This window comes from Bradyrhizobium sp. cf659 (assembly GCF_900113725.1).
Classification (GTDB): domain Bacteria; phylum Pseudomonadota; class Alphaproteobacteria; order Rhizobiales; family Xanthobacteraceae; genus Bradyrhizobium.
Genome location: NZ_FOQJ01000005.1, coordinates 296,852 through 318,452 on the forward strand (window position 1 = coordinate 296,852; position 21,601 = coordinate 318,452).

Annotated in this window: 22 protein-coding genes; 8 read left to right on the forward strand and 14 right to left on the reverse strand. The window is 64.8% G+C overall.

The annotated features are described in order from the left end of the window. The first annotated feature begins 30 nt into the window (after nucleotides 1-30). The 3 genes from BM118_RS41615 to BM118_RS23415 all read left to right on the forward strand — a co-directional run bounded on the left by BM118_RS41615 (nucleotide 31) and on the right by BM118_RS23415 (nucleotide 1,140). Entirely contained in the window at nucleotides 31-282 is a 252-nt protein-coding gene (locus tag BM118_RS41615) for a hypothetical protein (RefSeq protein ID WP_177234611.1), read from the forward strand. 182 nt (nucleotides 283-464) lie between these two features. After that, nucleotides 465-629: a hypothetical protein gene (locus BM118_RS41620; RefSeq protein ID WP_177234612.1), complete on the forward strand. Its 165-nt coding sequence runs from the start codon at nucleotides 465-467 to the stop codon at nucleotides 627-629. Between the two features lie 145 nt (nucleotides 630-774). Further along, nucleotides 775-1,140 (forward strand): VanZ family protein, encoded by a 366-nt coding sequence (locus tag BM118_RS23415; protein ID WP_092187839.1) that lies wholly within the window; start codon nucleotides 775-777, stop codon nucleotides 1,138-1,140. 29 nt (nucleotides 1,141-1,169) lie between these two features. Here the strand turns inward: BM118_RS23415 and BM118_RS41625 are convergent, their stop codons facing one another. From BM118_RS41625 to BM118_RS23475, 12 genes are all read right to left on the reverse strand, one after another. Continuing rightward, nucleotides 1,170-1,454, reverse strand: a complete 285-nt coding sequence (locus tag BM118_RS41625) for a hypothetical protein (protein WP_177234613.1) — start codon at nucleotides 1,452-1,454, stop codon at nucleotides 1,170-1,172. A gap of 109 nt (nucleotides 1,455-1,563) precedes the next feature. Continuing rightward, the gene (locus BM118_RS23425; protein WP_092187841.1) at nucleotides 1,564-2,022 is read right to left on the reverse strand and encodes a hypothetical protein; all 459 of its coding nucleotides are present in this window, start codon (nucleotides 2,020-2,022) and stop codon (nucleotides 1,564-1,566) included. Nucleotides 2,023-2,175: 153 nt separating this feature from the next. After that, nucleotides 2,176-3,903, reverse strand: coding sequence for a chemotaxis protein (locus tag BM118_RS23430; RefSeq protein ID WP_092187842.1), 1,728 nt, complete (start codon nucleotides 3,901-3,903; stop codon nucleotides 2,176-2,178). Between the two features lie 5 nt (nucleotides 3,904-3,908). Continuing rightward, nucleotides 3,909-5,000 carry a protein-glutamate methylesterase/protein-glutamine glutaminase gene (locus BM118_RS23435; protein WP_092187843.1) on the reverse strand — a complete coding sequence of 364 codons (1,092 nt, stop codon included), beginning with the start codon at nucleotides 4,998-5,000 and terminating at the stop codon, nucleotides 3,909-3,911. A 16-nt stretch (nucleotides 5,001-5,016) separates the two neighbouring features. After that, on the reverse strand, nucleotides 5,017-5,871 hold the full coding sequence (locus BM118_RS23440; protein ID WP_092187844.1) for a CheR family methyltransferase: 855 nt from the start codon (nucleotides 5,869-5,871) through the stop codon (nucleotides 5,017-5,019). 132 nt (nucleotides 5,872-6,003) lie between these two features. Further along, on the reverse strand, nucleotides 6,004-7,803 hold the full coding sequence (locus tag BM118_RS23445) for a methyl-accepting chemotaxis protein (protein ID WP_092187845.1): 1,800 nt from the start codon (nucleotides 7,801-7,803) through the stop codon (nucleotides 6,004-6,006). A gap of 60 nt (nucleotides 7,804-7,863) precedes the next feature. Continuing rightward, complete coding sequence (locus BM118_RS23450) at nucleotides 7,864-8,340, reverse strand: chemotaxis protein CheW (protein WP_092187846.1); 477 nt, start codon at nucleotides 8,338-8,340, stop codon at nucleotides 7,864-7,866. A 65-nt stretch (nucleotides 8,341-8,405) separates the two neighbouring features. Next, the gene (locus BM118_RS23455) at nucleotides 8,406-10,103 is read right to left on the reverse strand and encodes a methyl-accepting chemotaxis protein (RefSeq protein ID WP_092187847.1); all 1,698 of its coding nucleotides are present in this window, start codon (nucleotides 10,101-10,103) and stop codon (nucleotides 8,406-8,408) included. Between the two features lie 41 nt (nucleotides 10,104-10,144). Then, nucleotides 10,145-10,606 carry a chemotaxis protein CheW gene (locus BM118_RS23460; RefSeq protein ID WP_177234614.1) on the reverse strand — a complete coding sequence of 154 codons (462 nt, stop codon included), beginning with the start codon at nucleotides 10,604-10,606 and terminating at the stop codon, nucleotides 10,145-10,147. Then, nucleotides 10,606-12,663 (reverse strand): chemotaxis protein CheA, encoded by a 2,058-nt coding sequence (locus tag BM118_RS23465; protein WP_092187849.1) that lies wholly within the window; start codon nucleotides 12,661-12,663, stop codon nucleotides 10,606-10,608. The genes BM118_RS23460 and BM118_RS23465 overlap by 1 nt, the downstream gene beginning before the upstream one ends. Continuing rightward, a complete protein-coding gene (locus BM118_RS23470; protein ID WP_008142319.1) occupies nucleotides 12,660-13,025 on the reverse strand; it encodes a response regulator in 366 nt (121 codons plus the stop codon). The genes BM118_RS23465 and BM118_RS23470 overlap by 4 nt, the downstream gene beginning before the upstream one ends. Beyond that, nucleotides 13,025-13,348 carry an STAS domain-containing protein gene (locus BM118_RS23475; RefSeq protein ID WP_177234615.1) on the reverse strand — a complete coding sequence of 108 codons (324 nt, stop codon included), beginning with the start codon at nucleotides 13,346-13,348 and terminating at the stop codon, nucleotides 13,025-13,027. Before BM118_RS23475 ends, BM118_RS23470 begins: the two co-directional genes overlap by 1 nt. Before the next feature lie 267 nt (nucleotides 13,349-13,615). Here BM118_RS23475 and BM118_RS23480 point away from each other — a divergent pair, with 267 nt between their 5' ends. The 3 genes from BM118_RS23480 to BM118_RS23490 all read left to right on the forward strand — a co-directional run bounded on the left by BM118_RS23480 (nucleotide 13,616) and on the right by BM118_RS23490 (nucleotide 17,779). After that, nucleotides 13,616-14,755: an HD domain-containing phosphohydrolase gene (locus BM118_RS23480; RefSeq protein ID WP_092187851.1), complete on the forward strand. Its 1,140-nt coding sequence runs from the start codon at nucleotides 13,616-13,618 to the stop codon at nucleotides 14,753-14,755. Nucleotides 14,756-14,941: 186 nt separating this feature from the next. Further along, complete coding sequence (locus tag BM118_RS23485) at nucleotides 14,942-15,610, forward strand: hypothetical protein (RefSeq protein ID WP_177234616.1); 669 nt, start codon at nucleotides 14,942-14,944, stop codon at nucleotides 15,608-15,610. A gap of 18 nt (nucleotides 15,611-15,628) precedes the next feature. Further along, nucleotides 15,629-17,779 (forward strand): adenylate/guanylate cyclase domain-containing protein, encoded by a 2,151-nt coding sequence (locus tag BM118_RS23490; protein WP_092187853.1) that lies wholly within the window; start codon nucleotides 15,629-15,631, stop codon nucleotides 17,777-17,779. A gap of 87 nt (nucleotides 17,780-17,866) precedes the next feature. Here BM118_RS23490 and pobA read toward each other — a convergent pair whose 3' ends face one another. Beyond that, nucleotides 17,867-19,039, reverse strand: coding sequence for a 4-hydroxybenzoate 3-monooxygenase (gene pobA / locus BM118_RS23495; protein ID WP_092187854.1), 1,173 nt, complete (start codon nucleotides 19,037-19,039; stop codon nucleotides 17,867-17,869). Nucleotides 19,040-19,089: 50 nt separating this feature from the next. On the opposite strand from pobA, the gene BM118_RS23500 reads away from it, so the two are divergent. Beyond that, nucleotides 19,090-19,995 carry a helix-turn-helix domain-containing protein gene (locus BM118_RS23500; RefSeq protein ID WP_092187855.1) on the forward strand — a complete coding sequence of 302 codons (906 nt, stop codon included), beginning with the start codon at nucleotides 19,090-19,092 and terminating at the stop codon, nucleotides 19,993-19,995. Between the two features lie 344 nt (nucleotides 19,996-20,339). Continuing rightward, on the forward strand, nucleotides 20,340-20,951 hold the full coding sequence (locus BM118_RS23505) for a LabA-like NYN domain-containing protein (protein ID WP_092187856.1): 612 nt from the start codon (nucleotides 20,340-20,342) through the stop codon (nucleotides 20,949-20,951). 23 nt (nucleotides 20,952-20,974) lie between these two features. Here BM118_RS23505 and pcaG read toward each other — a convergent pair whose 3' ends face one another. Further along, complete coding sequence (pcaG, locus tag BM118_RS23510; protein WP_092187857.1) at nucleotides 20,975-21,601, reverse strand: protocatechuate 3,4-dioxygenase subunit alpha; 627 nt, start codon at nucleotides 21,599-21,601, stop codon at nucleotides 20,975-20,977.

A 21,601-nucleotide genomic window follows, 5' to 3' on the forward strand; every position in this document is an offset into this window, starting at 1 on the left:
CCGCCCGTTTGTTTGTTGGAGGAATGTATCATGTTGTTCCGCGCACTGGCCGTAGCTTTGCTCCTGGCTCTGCCCTCGATGGCGTCGGCGCAAGTCCCCGTGCGGTTCGGATTTCCGAATGGCGCGCCATGGTGTGCCTTTGGCTTCGATTGCAGATTCCTGAATTACCGCGAATGCGCGGACTGGATCTATGATCCTGCGCGAAACTGCCTCAGGAATCCGTACTTTGCGGCCCACTACCCGACCGATGTCGACAAGGGCTGGTCCTACAATCGGCGCTGAACGACGCTTTCCTGCGAACGACTTCGTCATGCGATCAGGCGTGCGGCTTCGAGTCTGATCCGGTTGGCCCGACTCATCGATGACGAGAATTTGGGCAGGGACGATCGGCTGCCCCCTCCGCAAAAGCGGAACTCTCGACCGCGCCCCGCATTGGTCCCGAAAGGAATGCGGGAGGTGGAGTCATGGCAAGCTCTTTCCTGATCGTGCTGTCGATCTGGCTTGGCATCAACATCCTGTTCATGGCCGTGAGATTATGGGTCACGAGACCAGCGAGCCGCCGGGTTGATGACGCCCCCAGCCAACTCAGCGCCGTCTGCATGAAGTCGCGACTGCATCGCCACGCTTGACGTCGTCAGGATGCGCAACCGCCGAAATGGGCCGTCGCAGCCGTTCGCTCGTGAACGCCGGTTCATGGCCTCGAAGGTTCATGAACCTTAACGATATTCTTGGCTTTCGAAAGCGACCGGCGGACCGACCGGTTATGTTGGCGCCATGCGCCGCAACCATCTCATCGCAGCCGCGGGAATCTGCCTCGCGCTCATCATCTATGCCACGCTCGCCAGGCTCGCGGGCAGGCCTGTGCTCATGGGCCATGCGGAGGCCTACTGGGTCGTCGTCATCGAGCGCTTCAGCGCCTACGGCCTGTTGGGCTTCCTGCTGTCGTTCCTGCTGCCGGGGCGCCTCAAACTGGCTTGCGCGTTCGTGGTGGCCGTTGCCGTCGGCCTCGAGGTCTTGCAGGCGGTGACGCCGGATCGTGATCCGCGGCTCATCGATATGCTGCAAAAGGCCGCCGGCGGCACCGTCGGCGTCCTTCTGGCCCAGACCATCCTGGCTTTCCTGCCGAGGCCGCCGTCCTAGCGCGGCCGACGGCCGGGGGCGCGGTGGAGTTACGCCACGCCGCGCCTGAGCCTCTCCTGCTCGGTCGCGAGAACTCCCGACATCTGCCGATGGGTTTCACGCAACGCCACGATCGCATCATCGAGACCGAATTCGGCTTCGCGAATGCTCTCGAAGAACCGGCCCATCAGGGCGAGGTTCAGCTTGACGCGGGTGTTTCCGTCGCGGCTCTTGCGGCGGTCGAGCGACAGATGCTGCGCCTGAAGCCGGGCTTCGGCAGCGCTACAGCCGTTGAGCGTCGCGAGTTCGTCATATGTCATCCAGATTTGAGGCATATCCCTGTCCGTCTCTTGTTATGGGCTCCAACCTAGATTTCACCTCTAAAGGCACGGTTGCCGCAGTGCGGTGACGAAGGGTTTTCGCGACAACAGCGTCAATGCAAAGCTAAGACGCGGGAGCCTTTGCAGGCCCCTTGGGCGGCGCAAATGGACGGCGCGGCCGGGAGCGGCTGTCGGGGCTCTTGGGCAATTTGTCGGCATTGAGCTTCACGACCGCGCATCGTGCGTCGGCGGCCGGCGCATCTTCCTGGCTGTAGATCAGCGTCGCCTCGAACTTGACGTCGGGCGCCTCCTTGGCCGTGCCCGAGCAGGTCGCGACCAAGCCGCTGCACACACCCGCAAGATCGACCTCGACTTCGTCCGGGCCGAACACGCTCGGCGGACCATCCGCGTACCGGTTCACGATCAAGACGGCCGAGAAATGCTTCTCCTCGACACGATAGGAGCCGCCATAGGTGAAGAAGCTGTCGCTGCCCGAGATCCGGCCCCCAGTCAGATCCACGACGCCGGTGCCCTGGCCGCGCGGGGTCCTGAACCAGGCAGCGTATTTGCCGTCTCTCAACATGCGACATTTCTCGACGTGAAAATTCACAGCTATTTGCGACCAACTCTGGGGCGCGGCAATGACCAAACCATCGGCGCTTTCGGCAGGGTTAACACCCCGAAAACCCAATCCATCGAATTGCCGCGGGCGCGCGAGGCGACGCCGCGGCCGATGTCAAAACAATTCTATGCCGTCATCGGCGGTCTCGACCGCCTCGACGCGCCGCGTGGCGGCGATCGACGCTAGCCCGAGCGTTTGCAGGAACTCCCGGTGGACGTCCCGCTCGCGCTCCATCGTGTAGCGCGCGAAGAGATCGTCGAGCATGGCCTCGTCCTGCGCACGCGGTTGCGGTCGCCGGGCGACCGCATTCGCAGTCTCGAGGCGCGCGGCCACCGCAGGCAAAGTCGCGGAGCTTTCGCCGAGCTTGGTCATCAGGCCTTGTGCCGAATTCATCAGGCCTTCGAATTCCGCGCCCTCGTCGACGAGCCGGCTCATCAGCTTGTCGAGCCGTTCGTTGCCGGCCTCGACCTCGCGCAGCGCCTGGAGGATCTGCGGCTCGAGGTTGGCAAGCTGCGTGGGATCGCCCTGCACGCGCAGCTCCTTCAGCGCCTTGGCCGAGTGCTCGATGCCGTCGAGCACGGGCCGGAGGCGCCCCGCCCCCGCCGAAACCTGGTCGGCAGTCGCCTTGAGCTCGTTGGCGATCACGACGAAGGCGCTGCCGCGGCTGCCGAGATGGCTTGCCTTGAGGCCGGCATTCATCCCGATCAGGGTGATGTCGACGGTCGCATCGGCGAGCCCGGCGATCGCCTGGCGAAACTTCGCCAGCGTATCCTCGACAATGGCCAGTGCATCATCGACCGAACGGCCAGCGCCCTCACAGGTGGCGATCAGGGTCGAGGCATGCGCCAGTATCTGCTTGATGCGCGCCAGGAACGACGACGAGCCGCCATCCTCGCCGCCGAACAGCGTACGGCCGTGACCGACGACGCTGCCCGCATCATGCAGGATAGCCGTCAGCGCGCGAACGATCTGGCCGATGTCGCCGCCGAACTCGCGCTGGGCGTCCCTGAGCTGGGCCGCCTGCAACAGGCAGATGGCGCGCGCGCCGTCATCGCTCGTGACCGGTTCGGGAACGAGGCTTGGAGAAGGTCCTGACGCAAGACCGAGACCGTGACAGACATGCTCGAGGCGCTGGCGCGTGCTGTCGCCGGCCTGCAAGGAGATGATCGCGCTGCCGACCGCCTCGGCGATCTTCCTGGTGCTGGCGCCGGCGAGGTCGGCGACATGGCTGCTCTTGCTGCGCTGGTCGCGCAATCCGCCATAGGCCTCGCCGAGCTCGGCGCTCTCCGAGACCAGCTGATCCCGGTAACGGTTCTCGAACTCCTTCTGCCGGCCGGAGGCGGTGGCGACGGCTTCCGACAGGCGTTGCTGGTCCCTCGCGCAGCCCTCGATCGAGTGCTGCACGGCCCTGCCGAGATCGTAGGCTTCCTGCGTGAAGGCGAGAAAGCCCTCACGGTCGCCATCGAGCGAAGCCGCCTCGATCCGCGCGCTGCGCGCGATGATGGTGATCATCCCGATGTGCTTGAACAGCGGCTTGAGCAGCGAGGACGCCTCTGCCGTGCTCGCGCCGATCGTTGCAAGCAGGGCGCTCTCGGCCGGCAACGCCTGCGCCAGCTCGCTGAGCCGCGCGGCGATCTCCTGCAACGCGGTCGCAGCACCCTCGATCTCGGCGCCGGAGAGCTCCCCGGAGAGCGTCGCGAGGCCCTGGTTCAGCTCCTTGAAGATGAGGTGGCCGCGACCCAGCTCCCGACCGACGCGCGCGAAGACATCCTCGATGCGCGAGGAGACATCCTCGATCGCCGCAGTCGCTTCAGTAAGCGTGATGGCCGGAATGGCGGACATTGCAATCAACCTGCCACCGCAACGTGTCCGGCCTGGTACCAGAGCATAATCTCGCGCGGAATATGGTGCAGCGGCACGACCTTCTCGACCCCGCCATGGGCGATGGCCTCCTTGGGCATGCCGAACACCACGCAGCTGTCCTCATCCTGCGCCCGCGTCGAGGCGCCGAGCTTGCGCATCTCCAGCATGCCGCGCGCGCCGTCGTCGCCCATGCCGGTCATGATGACGCCGAGCGCGTTGGCGCCGGCGTGCTGGGCCGCCGAGCGGAACAGCACGTCGACGGACGGGCGATGCCGCGACACCGGCGGGCCGTCCTTGATCGCGATCTGGTAGCGCAGGCCGATGCGCTGGAGCAGCATGTGACGGGCGCCCGGGGCAATATAGGCGCAGCCCGGCAGCACCGGCTCGCCGTCCTCGGCCTCCTTGACCCGGATCTGGCAGACGCTGTCGAGACGTCTGGCAAATGCCGCAGTGAAACCCGCTGGCATGTGCTGGACGATGACGATGGGAGGGCAGTGCGACGGCAGCATCTCGAGGACGTCGTTGAGCGCTTCGGTGCCGCCCGTCGAGGCGCCGATGCACACGATGCGCTCCGTCGTCGGCCGGACCCTGCCCTGCACCGGCGGCGGGATGATGGCGTCGGCCGTCAGCTTCTTCTCGACCACCCGACGCTCCGAGCGCGGGCGCACCCGCGCGCGCGCCGCCGACTTCACGGCCTCGCGCAGCCGCGTGGAGCATTCGAGCAGCGCCTGCCGCGTGTCGATCTTCGGCTTCGGCACGATGTCGACCGCGCCGGCCTCGAATGCCTCGAACATCACGTTCGAGCCCTCCTCGGTCAGCGAGGAGCAGATGATCACCGGGATCGGACGTTGCGCCATGATCTTGCGCAGGAAGGTCATGCCGTCCATGCGTGGCATCTCGAGATCGAGAATGATGACGTTGGGCAGCTCCTTCTCGAGGCGGCGGGCCGCGACGAAGGGATCGGACGCGGTCGCCATCACCTCGATGTCGGGATCTTCAGAAAGGATCGTCTGAAGGATTTGGCGCACCGACGCCGAATCGTCCACGATCAGCACGCGAACTTTCTCCCTCGGCATTCTGGTTGCGCTCCGGCTAGACCTTGAAAATGGTTGGCTGAACTTGCTTCAAACCCGGCACGGCACTGTGAATCATCGATTCAGAATGCCCGACCAGCAGATAGCCGCCCGGCCGCAGATGGCTGCACAATTGCTCGATCACCTTGCGCTGCGTCTCGCGCTCGAAATAGATCAGGACGTTGCGGCAGAAGATGATGTCGACGTCGCGGTCGACGGGATAGGACGCATCCATGAGGTTCATCCGCATGAAATGCGTCATGCGCCGCAATTCCGGCACCACCCGCATCTCGTCGCGCGACTTGTCCCGCGACGACAGGAAGTATCGCTTCACGAAGTGCTCCGGCACCGGCGCGAGCACGTCGCGGGTGTAGATCGCGGTCTTGGCGAGGCGCAGCACCGCGGTCGAGATGTCGGTCCCGAGGATGCGGTACTGAAACCGCGAGCCGTTCCGCGTCATGTCGTCCAGCACCATCGCGGTCGTGTAGGCTTCCATACCGGTCGAGCTCGCCGAGCTCCAGATCTTCAGGTTTGCGTTCCTGCGTCCATGCAATTTGAGCAGGGCCGGAATCGCGACGTCCCGCATGAAGGTGAAGTGCTGGGGCTCGCGGAAGAAGTCGGTCTTGTTGGTCGTCACCACATCGATCAGATGGGTGAGCTCGGTGTCGAAATGCTCGGCCCCGAACAGGTTGTCGACATATTCGTTGAGTCCGGAGAAGTTCAGCGCGCGCACGCGCTTGTGCAACCGCCCCTCCAGCATCAGCCGCTTGCCTTGCGGCAGCTTGATGCCGACTTTGCCCTCGATCAATTCGGCGATGGTCCGGAAGTGACGGTCCGACAGATGGACGGCCGAGTCCTGCATGGCGGGCATCATGGTCGCCGGCCCTGGTCCGAGATGGCCGCCTGCACTGAATGTCGGGCCGTACGGGCCATCTTGAATCCCACACTTTCACGCAATCACTGACGACAGATCGGCCCCCGGTGGGGGCCGATCCCTCAAAGAGCCTTAGCGCTGGAAATCGGCGTCCCGATCGTCCTCGCCGTCATTCATGTCGAAGGCGAAGCCGCCGCCCGCAACCTTCAGGGCGCGCGCGGGCTTGCCTTGGAACTTCCTCGCCGGACGCTCGACCGCCGCCATGGTGGCTGCCTTGGCCCGCAGCTGGTTCACCGCCCGGTCGATCGGCGCAGCCGCATGGCCCTTTGCGCCTTGCTCGATCCGGAAATAGGCGATGGTGGACTGGAGCTGCTCGGCCTGCGAGGCGAGTTCCTCGGAGGTCGAGGACACCTGTTCGGAGGCGCTGGCATTCTGCTGGCCGACCTTGTCGAGTTGCTGGATCGCCTGGTTGATCTGGGCCGAACCGACGTCCTGCTCGCGGCAGGCCGCGGTGATCTCCTCGACCAGCTCGGCGGTCTTCTTGATATCAGGGACGAGCTTGGAGAGCATAGTGCCGGCTTCCTGCGCCACCTTGACGGTTTCGGTCGAGAGCGTGCCGATCTCGGCCGCGGCAGCCTGGCTGCGCTCGGCAAGCTTGCGCACTTCGGAGGCGACGACTGCAAAACCCTTGCCGTGCTCGCCTGCGCGCGCGGCCTCCACCGCCGCGTTGAGCGCGAGCAGGTCGGTCTGGCGCGCGATCTCCTGCACGATGGTGATCTTCTCGGCGATGGTCTGCATCGCGTTGACGGCGCGGCCGACGGCTGCGCCGCTGGCCTCGGCATCCTTGGCCGACTGCGCGGCGATCTTCTCGGTCTGGTTGGCGTTGTCGGCGTTCTGCTTCACGTTCGAGGCCATCTCCTCCATCGAGGAGGAGGCTTCCTCGGCCGACGAAGCCTGCTCGGTCGCGCCCTGCGAGAGCTGCTCGGCACTGGCCGAGAGTTCCTGGCTTCCGGCCGAGACGTTCTGCGCCGCGGTCAGCGCCTCCGACACGATCTGCCGGAGCTTTTCCACCATGCGCTCAAGGGCAAGGCCCAGCGTGTCCTTGTCCGACTGCGGCTTGGCCTCAACCATGAGATTGCCCTGCGCAATCTCGTTGGCGACCGCCGCGGTGGCATTCAAGTTCACGGTCATCGCATTCAGCGATTTGATGAGATCGCCGATCTCGTCATTGCTCGACGACTCGATCTTGCGGCTGAGATCGCCGATCGCAACGGCGTCGGCAAGGCCGACGGCCTGTGCCAGCGCCCGGCTGATGTTGAGCGCGATCCAGGTGGCGGCGACCGCTGCGATCAGCAGCGAGGCAATCACCAGGCTCATCAGCAGCATCTCGGCGCGCGAGCCGTCCTGTCTGGCCTGCTCGGCCTGCTCCGCCATGTTCTTCTTGACGTTGTTGATGTAGGCATTGGCCGCATCCAGGGCATCGGCGACCACCTTGCGGCCGTCATGCATTGACCGGTCCATCGCCTTCGCCTTGTCGGTCTTCGCGAGCTTGACCGTCTCGTCCTGGTAGGCGTTCATCCTGCCATAGGCGGCGGAGAAGCCATCGATCAGCTTCTTGCCGCTTTCACTGGCGGCTGCATAGATCTCGTCCCTGGACTTGGCGAGCTGTTCGCGGGTCTTGGCGAGATCGGCCACGAACTGATCGTACTCGGCGTCCGACGAGAGGATTGAGTTCTTTTCCGCGCGAAGCTGGAAGAGAATGCCTTCCTTGAGCTCGGAGGCCTTCTCCATCCGGCCCGCACGGCTCACCAGACTCTCGGTGGTTCCGACCATATCGGCCAGCTTGATGTAGCCGACCGCCCCGGCGATCATGGAGAGCAGGATGACGACGCCGAAGGCGCTGGCAAGCTTGGCTTTGACGGTGAATCTCATGTCAGTCTCGTTGGTTCGAATTGGGGTGCTTACGCTTGACCACGCTTCACTCTTGCAAACTCAGGCGGCGCGGGGCGCATCGCGCCCTTCCGGGATCTCGTCGTGCGCCATCAGCTTGGCGAGATCGAAGATGACCACGAACTTCTCGCCTTTACGGCCGATTCCGGCGGCATAGTCGGACTGCCATTTGCCGCCAACCTCGGGGATCGGCTCGATCGCCTGCTCGTCGATGTCGGTGACTTCGAACACGCAGTCGGCGACGAAGCCGACGCCGACCAGGCGGTCCTTCATCGGCACGTCGAGGATGATGATGCGGGTCGCCTCGGTCGCCGCCACGCTCGGCAGGCCGAGCTTGACCCGGAGGTCGACGATCGGATAGCCGCTGCCGCGCACGTCGATCATGCCGAGCAGGAAGTTCGGCGCGTGCGGAAGCCGCGAGATCGGCCGCATGTCGAGAATTTCGCGGACGTTGCGGATGCTGATGCCGAACGTCTCGCCGGCGAGCCCGAGCGTCAGATATTGCGAGGTTGCGGCCATGATGCAGTCCAGGGGTCCGAAGGTTTGGTCATGAGTACGGTCCGGCACGAGGCCGGACCGGTTGATCAGCGCTGAAACTCGGCGTCGCGGTCGTCCTCGCCGTCGTGCATGTCGAACGCGAAGCCGCCGCCGCCCGCGACTTTCATCGCACGTGCCGGCTTGCGGACGGGTGCGGGCTTCTTGGCACCGCGATCCGCCGCAGCCATGTGCGCCGCCTTGGCGCGGAGCTGGGTAACGGCGCGGTCGATCGGCGCGGGCGCGACGCTCTCGCCGCGGCCGGCATGCTCGATGCGGAAGAACGAGATGGTCGACTGGAGCTGCTCGGCCTGCGAGGCGAGCTCCTCGGAAGTGGAGGACACCTGCTCGGAGGCGCTGGCGTTCTGCTGGCCGACCTTGTCGAGCTGCTGGATCGCCTGGTTGATCTGCGCCGAGCCGACGTCCTGCTCGCGGCAGGCGGCGGTGATCTCCTGGACCAGCGCGGCCGTCTTCTTGATGTCGGGCACGAGCTTGGACAGCATGCTGCCGGCTTCCTGCGCGACCTTCACGCTCTCCGTCGAGAGCGTGCCGATCTCGGCGGCCGCGGCCTGACTGCGCTCAGCGAGCTTGCGCACCTCGGAAGCCACGACTGCAAAGCCCTTGCCGTGCTCGCCGGCGCGCGCAGCCTCCACCGCCGCATTGAGCGCGAGCAGGTCGGTCTGGCGGGCGATCTCCTGCACGATCGTGATCTTCTCAGCGATGGTCTGCATGGCATTGACGGCGCGACCGACGGCGACGCCGCTGGCCTCGGCGTCCTTGGCCGACTGCGCGGCAATCTTCTCGGTCTGGTTGGCGTTGTCGGCGTTCTGCTTCACGTTCGACGCCATCTCCTCCATCGAGGACGAGGCTTCCTCGGCCGACGAAGCCTGCTCGGTCGCGCCCTGCGAGAGCTGCTCGGCGCTGGCGGAGAGCTCCTGGCTGCCGGCCGAGACATTGCTTGCCGCGGTGAGAGCCTCCTCGACGATCTGCCGGAGCTTCTCGACCATCACGTTCAGGGACCTGACGAGGTCGCCGATCTCGTCGTTGCTCGCCGAGGGAATGGTCTGGCTGAGATCGCCCTCCGCAACCGCGCCGGCAAGGCCAACGGCGCGGCCCAGCGAACGGCTGATCGAGATGGAAATCCAGAGCGCAGCCCCGATCGCAACCGCCAGCGAGATGCCGAGCAGCGTCATCAGCACGAACTGCGCCTGATGGCCTTCCTCCTTGGATTGGACCGCCTGCTCCGCCATCTGCTTTTTCGTGTTGCCGACATAGGCGCCCATGGCTTCCATCGCGTCCGCGATGACCTTGCGGCCGTCGCCCATGGAGCGTTCGGTGGCCTTTGCCTTGTCGGTCTTGGCCAGTCTGAACGTCTCATCCTGATACGCATTCATCTTGGCGTATGTCACAGCGAAGCTGTCGAGCAGCTTCCTGCCGGCTTCGCTCGCCAACGCGTAGACCTCATCTTTGGTCTTCAGCGCATGGTCACGAATCTTGGCGGCATCAGCGGCAAACTGTTCGGCCTGGGCTTCCGTTCCGAGAATTGAATTCTTCTCCGCCCGCAGCTGAAGCAGGATATCCTTTTCGATTTGCGTCGCCTTCTCCATCCGGGTCGCGCGCAGGACCATGCTGTCAGCAGTGGCCATCATGTCGCCAAGCTTCATATACGCGACACCGCCGGCGACCATGGACAGGACGATGACCAGGCCGAATGCACTGGCCAGCTTCGCTTTGACCGTAAATCTCATTTCCAGCCCCTCAACCTCAGGTCCCGCCCCTGGGACCCATTTCAATTCAGAATGCGTTCCATGTTGGGAACGATGACGAACTCTTCGCGCCATTTGGCGATGAAGCGGATGAATTCCGGCTTCCAGTGCATGCCGACGCGCGGCGTCTGCTGCACGTCGGCCTGCGAGATCTCAGTGACCTCGTAGACCTTGTCGGCGGTAACGCCGACCAGAACAGGCTCGCCGTCGAGCTCCAGCTCGATGACGACGATGCGCGTGTCGGCCGAGTTGTCGAGTTGCGGCATGCCGAAGCGGATGCGCAGGTCCGCAAGCGGGATGACGTTGCCGCGTACGTTGATCACGCTGGGAACGAAAGCCCGCGCGCCGGCGACCTTGGTCACCGGGACGGGATCGATGATCTCGCGCACGAGGCCCGCGTCGAGCGCGAACTTCTCCTCGCCGAGGCCGATCATCACGACCTGCATCGCGCCCGCCTGATGCTCGCCGGCCAAACCTTCGTTCATCACGCCGCCTCGCTGATGTGCTGCTTCTCGACCTTCGACTGCGCCAGCGCAACGAGCTGCGCGACGTCGAGGATCAGCGCCGCCGTGCCGTCACCCAGGATGGTCGCGCCCGAGAAGATCGTGACGTCCGAATGCAGCTTGGAGAGCGACTTGATCACGGTCTGGTGGTTGCCGATGATCTGGTCGGCGACGAGACCGACGCGGCTTTCACCGGTCGAGATGATGATCGTCTTCTGGTGCCGGTCGGGCGACCCCGACGACGACATGATCTCGCGCAAGCGCAGGAACGGGACGAGGTTGCCGCGCACGTTGAGGAAGTTGCGGCCGCGCGAGCGCTCGTCCTCGGCCGTCAGCTCGACGCATTCCTCCACCGCCGACAGCGGAATGATGTAGCGGCCTTCGTCGACGCGGATCAGGAGGCCTTCGATGATCGCGAGCGTCAACGGCAGGCGCAGCGTCACGGTGGTGCCCTGTCCCGGCCGGGTCGACAGGTCGATCGTGCCGCGCATGTTCTCGATGGTGCGCTTGACCACGTCCATGCCGACGCCGCGGCCGGACAGCGCCGAAATGGTCTGCGCGGTCGAGAAGCCCGGGTGGAACAGGAACTGGTGGATTTCGTGATCGGTCAGCACGGCGCCGGCTGCGATCAGCCCCTGCTCTTCCGCCTTGGCGCGGATGCGCGCGGTGTTGAGGCCGCCGCCATTGTCCTTCACGGTGACGAGCACCTGCGCGCCGGAATGAACGGCGGCGAGCTCGATCCGGCCCTGCTCGGTCTTGCCGTTGGCGGCGCGCGTTGCGGTGTCCTCGATGCCGTGGTCGATGGCGTTGCGGATCAGGTGCACCAGCGGATCGGCCAGGCATTCGATCATGGTCTTGTCGAGTTCGGTGTCCTCGCCCGTGGTGACGAATTCGACCGGCTTCGACAGATCGCGCGACAGATCGTGGATCAGGCGGCGGAAGCGGCCGAACAGGGAGCCAATCGGCACCATGCGCGCGCCCATCGTGGTGTCGCGCAAGGAGGAGGCGAGGCGCTCGATCTCCTCGGCGATCATCTTGATCGAGAGGTCGGAGCCGGAAGATGCGAGCTGGGTGAGCCGCGCCTGGGCGATGACGAGTTCGCCGACCCGGTCCATCAGTTCGTCGAGACGTTCGGCCTGGACGCGGACGGTGGCGATGCCGCGATCGTCTCGCTTGGCCTCGGCCTTTGGCTCCGGCTTCGGTTCGGATTTGGGCTCCGCCTTTGCGGCGGGCTGCGCGGCGGCGGCCTCGACCACCGGCGCAGGCATCTCGGCCACAGGCGCCGGCTCCTCGTCGAGGAGCTGGAATAGCGGCATCGGCGCGGGCGCCTCGACATGCGCCAAGGGCGAGAGGGTCAGCTTCATCTCGTCCTGGACGAACATGAAGACGTCGTCGATCGCGTCCTTGTCGCAAGCCGCGTGCAGCTTGACGTCCCACTTCAGATAGCAGTCTTCCGGCTCCATCTCGTCGAGGAACGGGATGCCGTCGGTAACAGGCACGACGAAGCAGGGGCCGAGCTTGCAGAGGTCTTCCAGTAGGTCGAGCGGGTTCGAGCCGTTGCGAAGGATGTGGGATTCGAATTCCAGATACAGGTGCCAGCCGGCCTGCTTGCTCTCGACCGGTGCCGCGGCCTCCGTGATCTCGGCGACCGGCGCAACAGGCTGGTCGGACGAGACGAAGCGCTTGAGGTCGTCGAGGATGCCTTCGCCGATGACGTCATCGGTCGACTGGGGATCCTCGATCAGCGCGCGGATGTAGTCCTTGGCGGCGAGCGCGACCGAGATCAGTTCCTGCGTCGGCTTGATCTCGCCCTTGCGGACGCGATCGAACGCGGTCTCGAATTCGTGGGTAAAGGAGGCGACCTTGTCGAAGCCGAACATGGCGCCCGAGCCCTTGATCGTATGCAGGGCGCGGAAGGCGGAATCGACGAGTTCGCGGTCATCGGGACGCTGGCCGAGATCGAGCAGGGCACCTTCAAGAACTTCGAAGAGCTCACTGGCTTCCTGACGAAAGACCTCGGTCGGGTCCATTGCACTCATGCGCGCACCAGCTTGCCGACGACGGCGAGCAACTGCTCCGGCTTGAAGGGCTTGGTGATCCAGCCCGTGGCGCCGGCACTCTTGGCCTCCTGCTTCACCGTGTCGTTGGATTCGGTGGTCAGGAACACGATCGGCATGCCGACCGCGCTCGGCAGCTTGCGCAGCGCCCGGATCAGCTCCAACCCGTTCATCACGGGCATATTGAGATCGGTGATCACGAGGTCGAGCTTGCCGGCCTGCGCCTTGGCGAGCCCTTGCGCGCCGTCACCGGCCTCGATCACGTTGTGACCGGCCGGCTCGAGCACGACCTTGATCATTTGCCGAATGCTGGGGGAATCGTCGACGGTCAGAATCGTGGCCATTAGGTGCCATCTTTCTTTTGCAGGAAATGCTGATCGATCATCGCCTCGCTGGCAAAGCCGGCGCGGCGAAGGGTGTTGCGCAGAGACTGGGAGAATGAGGTGAGCACCACCGGGCGGCCCTGGGCCTCGCCCGTCTTGGCGGTCGACAGCAGAAGCTGAATCGAAGTCACGTCGGCCTTGTCGACGCTCGAGCAGTCGATCTCGAGCCGCTCCTGGCGGCCGAACGCCTCGCGAATGAGATCATAGACACTGCGAATGGCCGCGATGCTGCAATCGGCGGGTAACCGCAACGACCACTTCGGCTCCGTCGGATTGAGCGCCATCGCTGTCCCCGCCCTTGCAAAATTCCGATACACGTTTGACGTGAATCAAGTGAGCAAACCCCTAACGGAGGACTCCGTACAACTACGGGTCACATTCCCAAGGACTTCGCGCAACTGCATGCAACCTTGCATAGCCTGCTGAAATCTCATGCGAGGCGCGCATGTCCGCGGCACCGTGCGCACGCACGCGCATTTGCTTCGCGTTAAATTCGCTCGGGTTATGCAGTGGGTTCGTGCCCTTGCCAGCGAAGAGAGCCCCGGCCGCCGATGCTGACTCAAGCGCTTCTGGTTGACGACAGCCGCTCCGTCCTCAACTTCCTGAAACGTCACATCGAGGCCGAAGGTCTGGTCGAGGCCACCACCTTCCTCGATCCCGTGCAGGCGCTGGCCTGCGCACGCGAGCGCGTCTTCGACCTCGTGCTGGTCGACTACGAGATGCCGCACATGGACGGCATCAGCTTCATCCGCACGCTCCGCACCCTTCCCGGCTGCGCCGACATCCCGATCGCGATGATCACGTCGCGGCAGACCGATGACGTGAAGATGGAAGCGCTGCAGGCCGGTGCAACCGATTTCCTGCCCAAGCAGCCGCAGAGCGTCGAGATGACGGTGCGTCTGCGGAATTTGATTCAGCTTGGTGCAGCCGTACGCAAGCTCAACGATCGCGCCGCGCATCTGGCCAGCGAAGTCGCGGCCGCGACACGCAAGCTCGGCGAGCGCGAGGAGGAGATTATCCTGCGGCTCGCGCTCGCGGTCGAATACCGCGACAACGACACCGGCGAGCACACCCTGCGGGTCGCCCGCTACAGCCGCATCATCGCCGAGCAGCTCGGCCTGCCGGCCCGGCTCTGCCGCGACATCTATCTCGCCGCGCCGCTGCACGACGTCGGCAAGGTCGCCATTCCCGACAATATCCTGCTCAAGCCCGGCCGGCTGACCGACGAGGAGATGGCGGTGATCCGCACCCACGCCATGATCGGCGCGCGTATCCTGGCGGACTCCGGCTGCGAGCTGATCCAGCTCGGTGCGCAAATTGCCGCAGGACATCACGAGCGCTGGGATGGCGCGGGCTACCCGAACGGCCTCAAGACGGACGAGATCCCGGTTGCCGCACGCGTGGTCGCGGTCGCCGACGTCTTCGACGCGCTGACGACGCGGCGGCCATATAAAGAGCCGATGCCGCTCGAAGTGGCTCGCAATTACCTGGTCGAGAACCAGGGACGGCAGTTCGACCCGGCCTGCGTCGAGGCTTTTCTGTCGCGCTGGGACGAGGTCGTGGAGATCGCCGCCGGGCAGCAGGCGGCGCCATTTCAGAAGACGGAGGCCATGCTCGCTCCTGGTGTGGAGCGAGCCGTTGAGGGCCGTCCGGCCGAAGACCGTTCGCCGGAGGCCGTTTCGCTCGCCTGACATTGACCATCCGGCCAACAGCTTGCCGCGGCTCTGTTTTCTCCGGTCGCCGGTTTGAACCCGTTCCTGATAGAGTGCACCAATATCTAAGAGTGATTCTGGTCACATTGCCTGGGCGCTCCGCTGCTAAACATCGGACCAGGACAGGGACCGGCAGAGCAGCGGTCGAATTGGATGAGAGTACCCATGAGAAGCCTGATCGGCGCCGTTGTCGGCGCGCTGTATGTTGCGACCCCCGCCCTGGCGGAGACCCCGGCCGCGATCGTCGAGGACGTTCAGGGCAAGGTCGACGGCATCGCGTTCATGGACTATGTGGCGCCGGGCAAGATCATCAAGCTCGGCCCGAAGGCGAGCATCACGCTCAGCTACCTCAAATCCTGCCTGCGCGAGACGATCAGCGAAGGCGTCGTCCTGGTCGGCACCGAGCAGAGCACCGTGCAGCTCGGCGAGGTCAAGCGGGACAAGGTGCCCTGCGACACCAACGCGGCGCAGCTGTCCGAGCGAGAGGCGAACCAGAGCGCCGCGACCACCTTCCGGACCGTGCGCTCGGACGCCAAGAGCGCGCCGGCCAAGCTGCCGACGATCTACGGCGTCGCACCGCTGGTGCAGGCCAAGAGCGGCGGCACGCTGGTGATCGAGCGCACCGACGGCAAGGAACCCACGATCAGCGTGCCGCTCAGGAACGAAACCATGATCGGCGGCAAGTTCTATGACTTTGCCAAAGCCGGGAAGTCGCTGACCCCCGGCGGCAGCTATCTCGCCATTCTCGGCGCCAAGCGCTATGCCTTCCAGGTCGATGCCGGCGCCACGTCATCGCCGACGCCGATCGTCGGCCGCCTGCTGCGGCTCGAATAGGCGGCTTGCGACGGGGCGATGCGGCGAATCGGAAGGCGGGACATCGTTGCGACGATCCTGATTGCGCTCCTCGCGGGCGCCGTCTTCACGTCTCCGCCGCTTCAGACGCTGCAAGGCCTGTCGCTCGACATCCTCACCGCGATGCGCGGCATGCTGGACGGCGACCGCCGTGATCCCGCGACATCGCCGGTCGTCGTCGTGGCCATCGATGGTGAGACCTACGACACCCCGCCCTTCAAGGGATCGCCGACGCAGACCTGGACACGCGAGATCGGCCGGGTGCTCGGGAGCATCACCGAAGGCGGCGCCAAGGTCATCGGCTTCGACGTCATCTTCAAGAACTCAATCGAGCAGTCGGAGATTCCGTTCGGCGATACGTCGTTCGGCAGTCGCATAAGAGGATTTGACCGGGACTACCTCATCGCGCTCCGGCAGCTCTCCGACAGCGGCAAGCTGGTGCTCGGCGAAATCCTGAGCAATGACCATCCGGAAGTGCCCTATCGTGCGCAGCAAGTGGCAGTGCGCAACACCATCCGCGCGCTCAATGTCCACACCGACCACGACGACGTGATCCGACGAATGCCGTTGAGCTTTGCCATCCAGGGCAGGTCGATCCCCGCGATGGCGGTGGAGCTCGCTGCGCGTGCGCTTGGCGGAAAGCCTGAAATTGCGCCGTCCGGCGCGACCGAGCTGTCCGGCTATGCGATCCCGAGCGCGATACCGAATACAATGACGCTCAACTTTCGGGGGCTGGGACGCGACGTCCCGACCTTCTCCTTCGCCGACCTGCGCGCCTGTGTCGAGAAGGACGACCGCGATTTCTTCCGCCGCGCCTTCGAAGGCAAGGTCGTCCTGCTCGGCACCGTCCTCAATTTCGAGGACCGCAAGCTCACCTCGATGCGCCTGTCCCGCGGATATGACGGCTCGCCCGCGCCACGATGCGCCCTGCCCGCCCCGGCGGGCGCCGCACAGAAGGCCCGCAGCGACATCGCCGGCGTCTTCGTGCATGCCACCGCGGTCCGAAACCTGATCGAGCGCGATGCCGTGACCGAGCTCGGCTTTCCGGCGCGGACCATCCTCACTATTGCGTTCGCGGCGGTCATCGCCTGCGCGGCCTGCATGCTCGCACCTGGCGGCGCGTTGATCGCCTGGCTCGCCCTCACCGCCGTTTACGCCGCCGTGGCCACCGGCGCGTTCGTGCATGCGCTGGCGCTGCCCTTGACGGAGCCCGCGCTCGCGAGCCTGGCCGCACTCGCAATGATGATCGGCTACCGCTTCATGCTGGCCGATCGCGACGAGCGCTTCCTGCGCCGGAGCTTTGCATTCTATCTCGCGCCCGAGGTGATCGAGACGATGGTTGCCTCCGGCAAGATGCCGGCACTCGGCGGCGAGATGCGCAACGTCACCATGTTCTTCTCCGACCTCAGCGGGTTCTCCTCGATCGCAGAGACGATGACGCCGGGCGAGCTGGTCACGCTGATGAACGAATATCTCTCCGCCATGACCGACATCATCGAAGGCCATGGCGGCTATGTCGACAAATATATCGGCGATTCCATCGTCGCCATGTTCGGCGCGCCCGCCGACGATCCCGCCCACGCGCGCAACGCCGTCCGCGCGGCGCTGAAGTGCCACGAAAAACTGGCGGACCTCAACGCCAACAACGCCGCCTTCGCCGGTCACGGCCTGTCGCACCGCATCGGCCTCAACAGCGGCGAAGCCGTGGTCGGCAATATCGGCTCCCGCCGCCGCTTCAACTACACCGTGATGAGCGACACCGTGAACGTCGCCTCGCGGCTCGAGGGGGCGAACAAATATTACGGCACCGCGATCATGGCCTCGGAGGCGACGGTGGCGCAGACAGGTGACGCCTTCGCCTGGCGCGAGCTCGACGCGATCAGGGTGCTGGGCCGCGGCGAGGCGATCAAGGTGTTCGAGCCGCTAGCGGAGAAAGGCGCGGAGAGCGGCGAGCAGACGAAGGTCACCGCGGCGTATGCGGAAGGGTTGGCGTGCTGGCGGGCAAGGGAGTTTGCGAAGGCGGCCGATGCGTTCGACGGGGCGGCGACGGTCGATCCGCCATCATCCATGTTTGCAAAGCGCGCGAGGACGCTCGTCGCAAATCCACCACCGCCGGAGTGGACGCCGGTCAACACGCTCGAAGGGAAGTAGCGTGGCTAGCCAAGGGCACCGACTTCCCCCTTTCCCCTTGTAAGGGGAGAGGAGGAAGTCAGCGTCCGTGCGGTAAAATCACCCCGCTTAGAACGGCAGTCCGACATAATTCTCCGCAAGCAGGCGCTGTGCCGTCTCGGACGAGAGCAGATAGTCCAGCTCCGTCTGCTGAAGACGATCCTCATAGTCGAGACGATCGGGGAAACGATGCAGCAGCATCGTCATCCACCAGGAGAAACGCTGCGCCTTCCAGATCCGCGCCAGTGCCTTGGCGGAATAGCCTTCGAGGCCGGAATCATCGCCGCTCTGATAATGTGCGAGCATGGCATGATAGAGATAGTAGATGTCGGAGGCGGCGCTGTTCAGCCCGCGCGCGCCGGTCGGCGGCACGATGTGGGCGGCATCGCCGGCGAGGAACAGGCGGCCATAGCTCATCGGTTCGGCAACGAAGCTGCGCAACGGCGCGATGCTTTTTTCGATCGAGGGCCCCGTGATCAGGCGGCCGGCGACCTGCTCCGGCAGGCGGCGCTTCAGCTCGGCCCAGAACGCGTCGTCCGACCAGTCCTCCACCTTGTCGGTGAGCGGCACCTGGATGTAGTAGCGGCTCAATACTTGCGAGCGCAGGGAACACAGCGCAAAGCCGCGCTCGTGCTTCACATAGATCAGCTCGGGCGACACCGGCTTGGTGCGCGACAGCACACCGAGCCAGCCGAACGGATAGACCTTCTCGTATTCGCGCAGCACGTCCTTTGGGATCGACTTGCGGCTGACGCCGTGAAAGCCGTCGGCGCCGACGATGTAGTCGCAATCGACGCGAACGATCTCGTCGTTCGATCGGTACGTCACGTAGGGGCGGTCCGACGCCAGGTCATGCGGCGTCACGTCCTCAGCATTATGCACGACCTTGCCGCCGAGGCGGTCGCGTGCCTCGTAGAGGTCGCGCGTCAGCTCGGTCTGGCCGTAGACCAGAACCGAATTGCCGCCGGAGTGCTTGTGCAGATCGATCTGGGAGAGCACCCCGTCATGGGCGATCTCGAACCCCCGGTGGATCTCGCCTTCGCGGTCCATCCGCTCGCCGCATTGCGCCTCGCGCATCAGTTTTGCGAAACCGTGCTCGAGCACGCCGGCGCGGATCCGGGCCAGCACGTGCTCACGGCTGTATTTCTCCAGCACGACCGTGTCGATGCCCTTCAGATGCAGAAGCTGGGACAAGAGCAGCCCGGACGGCCCGCCGCCGATGATACAGACCTGAACTTTCATTTTTGCGTCCTCCCGTCGGCACTTTTTTGCAGATTCAACTGCGCAAACCGATGGAGGGTTTCGTCTTTGTCTTGTACTATTCGAACATGAGAAGCGCCGCCCCTGCCCCCGCGATCCGGGTCTACAATCTGTTCGGCGAGTCCGGCGACCTGCCGGACGTCGTGCATTGCGAGACGATCGCGTCCCGCTCCGTGCTTCACGACTGGACCCTGGCCGTGCACCGCCATGCCCGGCTGCACCAGGTGCTGCTGATCGAGCGCGGCGGCGGCGAGGCGACGCTCGACGGACGCGTGGTGCCGTTAAGGCCGATGCAGATCGTCAACGTACCCATCGGACACGTCCACGGGTTCCGCTTCGTGCCTGAGACCCAAGGCTGGGTGCTGACCATCGCGGCGGAGATCCTGGACGAGGCGCTGCTCGCCGCCGAAGGCCTGCGCGGCGCCCTGTCACGATCCGGCGTGGTGCGCAGCACGCCGCAGATCCGCGCCACTATGAAGCAGATCTTCGCCGAACACGCCGCCCGCGATTTCGGCCGCGCGCATGTGCTGCGTGCCTTGTCGGCAGCCATGATCGGGCTGGTGGCCCGCGCGCTCACGAGCGAAAGCGGTGGCAATGGCACCGCCGAATCCGGCCTGTTTCGCCGCTTCGAGGCGCTGCTTGAGCAGCATCATCTGGAACGCTGGAGCGTCGCGGACTACGCAGGCGCGCTGTCGATCACGCCGACCCATCTCAACCGGGTGACACGGGCGGCGACTGGCGACACCGCCTCGCACCTGATCCTGAACCGCCTGATCCGCGAGGCGCGGCGCAACCTCGTCTACACCAACCTGCCGGTCTCGACGATCGCCTACGCGCTCGGCTTCGAGGACCCCGCCTATTTCAGCCGGGTCTATGCTGCCGCCACGGGGCTCTCGCCGCGCGCCTTTCGCACCCAGCTGCATGGCGATGAAGGCTGACCCATCGGCCGATCGAACAGCCCCACGCTGCGAACCGCAACGGCCTTTGTTGCCAGCGCAGCCACTTACCTTCGTATATGGGGTCCTATCCTTTGGATAGGGGCCCCTTACCTCAGTACAATTGAGCGGGGAATGCGCGCGCCTTACCCTGGCTGCATTCGGCGCCCTGGCGCTGGTGGCATTTGGAACCTCCCTAACCTAGGCGCAAGACGGCCGCCCCTGTCCGGTCGTCTGCGCTGCTTTTTCAGCAAGCCATCGGTGCCTTCAATGTTTTTCCGGCCGACACACCGCGACCTGGCGGTTGGACCGGCCGCCTTTCGCGTGCAACGGGAGATTTTTGCATAATGCCTTCGATTGAGAAGATCGCACTCTTTATCGATGGCTCCAATCTCCATGCCACCTCCAAGGCGCTCGGCTTCGATATCGACTACAGGCGTCTGCTCGGCGAATTCCAAAGCCGAGGTGCGCTCTTGCGGGCCTTCTACTACACGACCGTCGTCGAGGATCAGGAGTATTCGTCGATCCGCCCGTTGATCGATTGGCTCGGCTATAACGGATACACCGTCGTCACCAAGCTCACGAAGGAATTCGTCGACGCCATCACCGGCCGCCGCAAGGTGAAGGGCAGCATGGATGTCGATCTCGCCGTAAATGCGATGGAGCTCGCCGGGCACGTCGATCAGATCGTGCTGTTCTCGGGCGATGGGAATTTTCGTTCGCTGGTGGAAGCCCTGCAACGCCGCGGTGTCCGCGTGACGGTCGTCTCCACACTCTCCACTCAGCCAGCCATGGTCGCCGACGACCTGCGCCGACAGGCGGACGTATTCATCGATTTGGCAGAACTGAAACCAAAAGTGGGGCGCGATCCGGCCAATCGGCCGGGATCGCGCGAGATGCGTCAGTCGCCGCAATTCCTCGCGCGCGGAGCGATCGATCGCGGCGACCAGGTGGAGTGATCCTGCGGAAGGCCGCCCGACTCTCAGACGTCGAAGAACACGGTCTCCTCGGGCCCCTGCAAATTGATCGTGAAGGAATACACGACCTTGCCGGCGCGCTCGCTTCGCGTTGCGATCAATGTCTTGCGCCGGGTCGGCTGTTCGATCAGGTTGAGCACGGGGTCGGCGGCGTTGGCGGCCTCTTCATCCGAGAAATACAGCCGCGTGTTGAGACCGATATTGATGCCGCGCGCGACGATCCAGACATTGACGTGCGGCGCGCATTTGCGGCCCGCCTTGTCGGTGATGGCGCCGGGCTTGATGGTCTCGAAGGTCACGAGCCCGCTGTCGAAGTCGGAGCCGGCGCGGCCCCAGCCGCGAAACTCCTGCTCCAGCGCGCCGGCCGAGCGGTCGGCCGGATGATTGTAGCGGCCGGCCGCATTGGCCTGCCAGATTTCCAGCAGCACGTCGCGCAGCGGCGTACCGGTGCCGTCGAGCACCCTGCCTTCCAGCGTGATGCGTTCGCCTTGCGTGTTCGGCGTCACCAGCACGTTGGAAAAGTTCTTCTCGAAAATATCGAAGCCGGCCATGGCCGGGATCAGGCCGATGTGGACGTAGGGGCCGGCGGTCTGCGAGGCGGTTTCCTTGAGATAGTTGAGCGGCTGCGGCAT